The following is a 5,607-nucleotide window of genomic DNA, read 5'->3' as shown; positions in this document are numbered from 1 at the left end:
CAGAGGGTACAGAAGTTACAGTCGATGATAAGGGTAATGCAACAATTAAATACCCAGATGGTTCAAAGGATGAAATCCCAGGTGATAAATTAGTTAAGGGTGAAGATAGTGACTCAACTTCAGGCCAAACTGACGCTGGCAATATCACACCAAATATTCCAGGCGACAAGGTAACAGTCAAGGACCCAACTCACTTAACTGATGATGAAAAGAATCAGGTTAAGGATAACGTCGATAATGCCAACAAGGATAAGTTCCCAGCAGGCACTGAAGTTACAGTAGGCGATGATGGTACAGCAACGATTAAATACCCAGATGGTTCAAAGGACACCATACCAGGTGACCAATTAGTTCAAGGCCAAAAGGGCGACACAACTGATGCTGGTAACATTACGCCAACTGTTCCAGGTGGCAAGGTTACTGTTAAAGATCCAAGTCACTTAACAGATTCTGAAAAAGATCAAGTTAAGAAGAATGTGGAAGACGCTAACAAGGGTAACTTCCCAGCAGGCACTGAAGTTACAGTAGGTGCTGACGGTACAGCTACAGTAACGTACCCAGATGGTTCGAAGGATGTCATTGCTGGTACTGATTTAATCATCGCTGCTAAAGGCGAAGATGTTCTTGGAAGCAAGTATCATTCACACAAGAATGGTTCAAACTCTAGTCAAGCTGATAGAGTTAAGGGAGCTTCTACTGCTAATGGCAGCATCGCAAACGCTGGTAACAACCTAGGTGTTAAGGGTGAAAGTGATAATGCCATTGGTAATAACAAGGCTACTAGCTTAAAGACATTACCACAAACAGGCACTAAAGATACTTCAATTTTGGGTGTGCTTGGTATGCTTTTAGCTTCACTTGGTCTATTCGTATTTAAGAAGAAGCGCGATAAAGAATAATTTATAATAGTTTTTTATAAATTCTATTGGTAAAAGTATCTAGAGAAAGTTAATTCTCAGATTTAAAAAGACGATCGAAAACTTTTGAAAAATTGTTTTTGATCGCCTTTTTGTGTGAAATGAAAACAAGATTCTACGTAAGCGTAAAATAACCGAGTATCTAGATTAGTTTTAGATTTCAATTATGATTAATTTATCAATATTTTGGAGGTTATTCATATGTCAGAAAAAAAGCTAATCGTCCCTCTTGCTCGTGAGCCAAAAGCTAAAAAGTCTAAGCCAGCTCGTAATCATTTACTGCTTTCTTTAAAGAAAAATGACCTAGAATTAGACTTTCAATGTCATTAAGTTAAGCTATTGACATTGGAGAAAAAAACAATTAAAGCATCATTTGGCTTTAGATAGCCAATTTGATGCTTTTTTGCGTAGGCAAATAACCAGTCTATGAGTTCTTGTTTATTCTGATCTGCTGTTGTCATGTCGTTTAATAAGTCCTTTTTTGATATCACGTTCCATAAGTTGACGAACTATGTTCAGGTAGTCTTCTGGAATAGTGTAGCCATGATAGAAATATGGTACTTCACCATCGATAGAAATACCACCAGTTTCATCACCTTTAGGCGATGGACTAGGATTATCTGTCTTGCCACTTAAATAATCGGCTGATGTGTGTAGTACATCTGCAACTGCATCCCGTCCAGATAGTATTAAATGGACACAAGATCACGGCACAGATTATGTTGTGAACCATCGTGAAGACTTGGTAAAACAAGTAAGGAAATTAGGATATAAGTATGTTGATTACATCCTAGAATTAAAGGATTTAGATGGTCATTGGAAAGAAATGTGTGAGTTAATTAAACCAGAGGGACACATTGTTTCAATTACTGAAAATCATCGTCCAATAAATTTAAGGTTGCTTACCAAAAAGAAAGCACACTTTTCGTGGGAATGGATGTATACTAAATCCTATTATCAAACTGAAGATATGATTAGTCAGCATGATATTTTAAACAAAATTGCCCAGATGTTAGATAATGGCAAACTTAAATGCACTATGACTAAGTCATTAGAACCCTTAAATGCAATAAATTTACGAAAGGCTCATAAATTAGTAGAAAGTGGTCATATGACCGGTAAAGTTGTGGTTTATGACTGGGAAAACTAAGCATTAATAGAAAGCTCGCAATTAATTTTGCAGGCTTTTAATTTAAAAAATATGCTATAATTTAGATAAAGAAAAAGGAGATCCAAAGACCTCCTTTGCAGCCCGCTTTAAGAGCGGTGGTCGATATTATAAAAACGTTGAAAACGTCGCCCTATAACTCGCCAAAGTTATTACATTGAGCGGCGTTTTTATTTTTTGTCGTGATGATGGTCGATGTAAGTTAGCAGAGCTAACACAAACGTACCGAACAAAAGCATTAAGGAAATACTCTCGTAAACCGACATGGTTGAACCCTTTCTGTAGTATATTGACCATAGGCCTCACCTCCGGGAGGAAAAACAACCGCCGCTCATAAAACTTTCTGCAGTAATATTATACCGAAACTTTGTTTGCGAAAAAAGACGAACAAGTAAAAAAGCTTGCGATATGCGGGCTTTTCTTGTATCTAAGGTTCTTTAAACTGATTAATATCAACGCCTTCAAGTTTAAGCAACTGAATTTTCTTATCAATTCCACCGCCATAACCAGTTAAATTGTGATTAGCACCAACAACGCGGTGGCAAGGTATGATAATGCAAATATGATTTCTACCAATAGCACCACCGGCTGCTCGAATAGGTAAGTGGTCCTTATCTTTTGCAGCCTATACGGCAATGTCTTTATAAGTAGTTGTCATCCCGTAAGGAATTTTTAGTAATGCTTGCCAGACTCTTTTTTGAAAATCAGTACCGATCAAATGTAATTGAGGAGTAAAATCTGGTTCTTTGCCTTGAAAATAGATATCTAACCATTTTTTAGTAGAAGCTAAATATTTATTTCCTCCTTCTGAATACTCTTTATCAAGATTGTCACCGTAGTAGCGATCAGTATCTAGCCATAAACCAATAAGTCCTTGTTCATTACTAGCGAGCAATATTTTGCCAATAGGTGAATTATAGTAAGAAACTGTTTGCATGTTTTTTCTCCTATGATAAAAATAAGATGCTACCATCGATTATGATTGGTAGCATCTTATTAATCTAATTTATTTTCTTAGCTTGTGCACCTTATGTGCTAGCACCATTTCTTTATTGCGATCTTCATAGATCATATCCTTGATGTAATTCCATGGGATTAACAAAGGCGTTTTGCTATTTTTACGGAAAATGAAGTCTGCGTGTCGTCTTTCCAAGTGACGCAAATATCTTTTAGCATTTTGAATCTTAGTATGGTGTTCCAAATGCAATCGTGGTTCGAAATCGACGATTTTGTGTTCAGCGTTGAAAATAGGTCTAACTTTATGGTGCCAGTTCTCAGCACTAGAGATATGATCGCTGACCTTTTTTCCGGCTTCTACGATATTCTCTTTGGTTGCTGGACTTTTCTGATCCTTAAACTCCCCATGTGGATCTAGATAGTAGTTGCCCAAACCATCTTGACGATAAAGTCGTATTTTCTTGAATGTCTTATTTTTCTTGTCCATTCTTACTTCGATAACGTCACCATTTTTGTGATTCATTAAATACATGTGATGTTTTCTAGTGTAATTTGCACTTTTCATGATCAGAAATCTCACCTCTACATTAATTATTCTGAAACGATATTATACCAGTATTTTAACTATATTTTTAATTTAATGGTATAAAAGTTGCTATTTTTTTAGGAAATTAGACGAAAGGATGTAGTGTTTAGTTGTTATTTTCTATACGCCAGCATAATAAAAGGTATTCCCCTTTTTCCGGCTGAAGACTATTAAGTAATCACTAACTTATACTAAAATCGTTTAAAGCCGGGAGAAAAGGTGTTACGCTTAAGTAGGACGAGGTTATAGAATAGTTATTTTAAAGTAATTAATTGTATACAAAAACATGCTTAGCTTCGGAAAAGCTAAGCATGATGTCCCATAATATGAGTCGCTTGCAATTTATCTTGCAAGCGGCTTTTATTTTAGAAAAAATAATAAATATTGCAAGAGTATTGATTTCTGTTTTTGTACAGAAAATAAAATTTATTTATTTTTAATTGAAGCTGGCTATCTGCATTTTACTGAGGAATATTAATTAGCTGATACCGCTACTTGCCGTCATGCTGTTTTAGCTGCTTTCAAAAAAGAATTTCCGCGCAGTAGTCGTGCGTATTTAATCGCTAAATAGTATACTTTTCAGTAAAGAAAACTATTTAGTACAAGTCAGAAAGGAAGTCTTTTCATTGAAATATGCAGAAAAGTCACCCGCATTGTGGAATGCCATTCATCACGAAGAAGAGCGCCAACAAAACACGATTGAATTAATTGCTTCTGAAAATATTGTTTCTGATGCAGTTCGTGAAGCTCAAGGTTCAGTTTTAACTAACAAATATGCCGAGGGCTATCCTGGTCGACGCTATTATGGCGGTTGTCAATACATTGATCAAGTTGAACAACTTGCTATTGATTATGCTAAAAAATTATTCAATGCTAAATTTGCTAATGTTCAACCCCACTCTGGTTCACAAGCAAATATGGCTGTTTATCAAGCTTTGCTGAAGCCAGGCGATGTAATCCTTGGCATGGGCATGGATGCTGGCGGTCATTTAACTCACGGTGCCAAAGTAAACTTCAGTGGTAAAGAATATAGATCTTATAGTTACGGATTAAATGTTGAAACTGAAGAGCTTGATTTTGATGCTATTCGTCAGATCGCCTTAGATGTTCATCCCCAATTGATCGTTGCTGGTGCTTCTGCATACAGCCGAATTATTGATTGGCAAAAATTCCGTGAAATTGCCGATGAGGTTGGCGCCTATTTAATGGTTGATATGGCCCATATTGCTGGTTTGGTAGCAACTGGCCAACATCCTAGTCCTATTCCAGTAGCTGATGTAGTGACGACTACTACGCATAAGACCTTGCGTGGTCCTCGCGGCGGCATGATTTTATCTAATAGTTTAGAAATTGGTAAAAAGATTAATTCAGCTTTGTTTCCAGGTATTCAAGGTGGTCCTTTAGAACACGTAATTGCCGGAAAAGCGCAAGCTTTTTATGAAGACTTACAGCCACAATTTACCGATTATATTAAACAAGTAATCAAAAACGCTAAGATAATGGCAGAAACTTTTGCTAAGTCTGACAATATTCGTGTAGTTTCTGGTGGTACTGATAATCACTTAATGATTATTGATATTACAGATACTGGGTTAACGGGTAAAGATGCACAAAACTTGCTTGATTCAGTTCATATTACAACCAATAAAGAATCAATCCCTGGTGATCAGCGCAGTCCTTTTGTAACTAGTGGTTTAAGAATTGGTACACCAGCAATTACTAGCCGCGGTTTTGATGAAGAAGACGCTAAAAAGACAGCTGGATTAATTATTGAGATTTTGTCTAATCCAGAAGATGAAACAACAATTGAACACGTTAAACAAGAAGTTAAAGAATTAACGCAAAAACATCCAATTAATTAATTTGAATAGAAAATAAACAGTTCTAGTTTTTTGCCAATGTCATTAAGTTAAGACATTGACAATTAAGGGTGCTTTTTTAGAGATCGAATCATTTGGATTCGATCTCTTTTTTTGTAT

At 36.2% G+C, this 5,607-nt stretch carries 6 protein-coding genes and 2 pseudogenes; 4 read left to right on the top strand and 4 right to left on the bottom strand.

Annotation, left to right across the window (positions count from 1 at the left end; translation table 11 throughout):
* Window positions 1–899 (top strand): LPXTG cell wall anchor domain-containing protein (locus tag JEM49_RS08215; RefSeq protein ID WP_201874616.1); only part of this gene is annotated, 899 nt, incomplete at its 5' end.
* 219 nt (window positions 900–1,118) lie between these two features.
* The gene (locus JEM49_RS10675) at window positions 1,119–1,247 is read left to right on the top strand and encodes a hypothetical protein (protein WP_005728161.1); all 129 of its coding nucleotides are present in this window, start codon (window positions 1,119–1,121) and stop codon (window positions 1,245–1,247) included.
* Here JEM49_RS10675 and JEM49_RS10670 read toward each other — a convergent pair.
* On the bottom strand, window positions 1,244–1,378 hold the full coding sequence (locus JEM49_RS10670; RefSeq protein WP_260263548.1) for a hypothetical protein: 135 nt from the start codon (window positions 1,376–1,378) through the stop codon (window positions 1,244–1,246). The two genes, JEM49_RS10675 and JEM49_RS10670, sit on opposite strands and share 4 nt — an antisense overlap.
* A gap of 203 nt (window positions 1,379–1,581) precedes the next feature.
* Between JEM49_RS10670 and JEM49_RS08210 the strand changes: the two are divergent.
* Window positions 1,582–2,067 (top strand): annotated as a pseudogene (locus JEM49_RS08210) (zinc-binding dehydrogenase); the annotation flags it as partial.
* Window positions 2,068–2,255: 188 nt separating this feature from the next.
* Here JEM49_RS08210 and JEM49_RS08205 read toward each other — a convergent pair.
* From JEM49_RS08205 to JEM49_RS08195, 3 genes and pseudogenes are all read right to left on the bottom strand, one after another.
* Window positions 2,256–2,324, bottom strand: a complete 69-nt coding sequence (locus JEM49_RS08205; protein ID WP_223876185.1) for a putative holin-like toxin — start codon at window positions 2,322–2,324, stop codon at window positions 2,256–2,258.
* 188 nt (window positions 2,325–2,512) lie between these two features.
* A pseudogene (locus JEM49_RS08200) lies at window positions 2,513–3,022 on the bottom strand (methylated-DNA--[protein]-cysteine S-methyltransferase).
* Between the two features lie 69 nt (window positions 3,023–3,091).
* A complete protein-coding gene (locus JEM49_RS08195; RefSeq protein ID WP_025005730.1) occupies window positions 3,092–3,607 on the bottom strand; it encodes a hypothetical protein in 516 nt (171 codons plus the stop codon).
* Between the two features lie 647 nt (window positions 3,608–4,254).
* Here JEM49_RS08195 and glyA point away from each other — a divergent pair.
* Window positions 4,255–5,490 (top strand): serine hydroxymethyltransferase, encoded by a 1,236-nt coding sequence (glyA, locus tag JEM49_RS08190; RefSeq protein ID WP_087301136.1) that lies wholly within the window; start codon window positions 4,255–4,257, stop codon window positions 5,488–5,490.
* Window positions 5,491–5,607 lie beyond the last annotated feature (117 nt).

Source organism: Lactobacillus sp. A27 (assembly GCF_016742815.1).
In the GTDB taxonomy this organism is placed as follows: Bacteria; Bacillota; Bacilli; order Lactobacillales; family Lactobacillaceae; genus Lactobacillus; species Lactobacillus gallinarum.
Note: the sequence above shows the minus strand (reverse complement) of the source record. Positions and strands in the feature narration are given on the sequence as shown.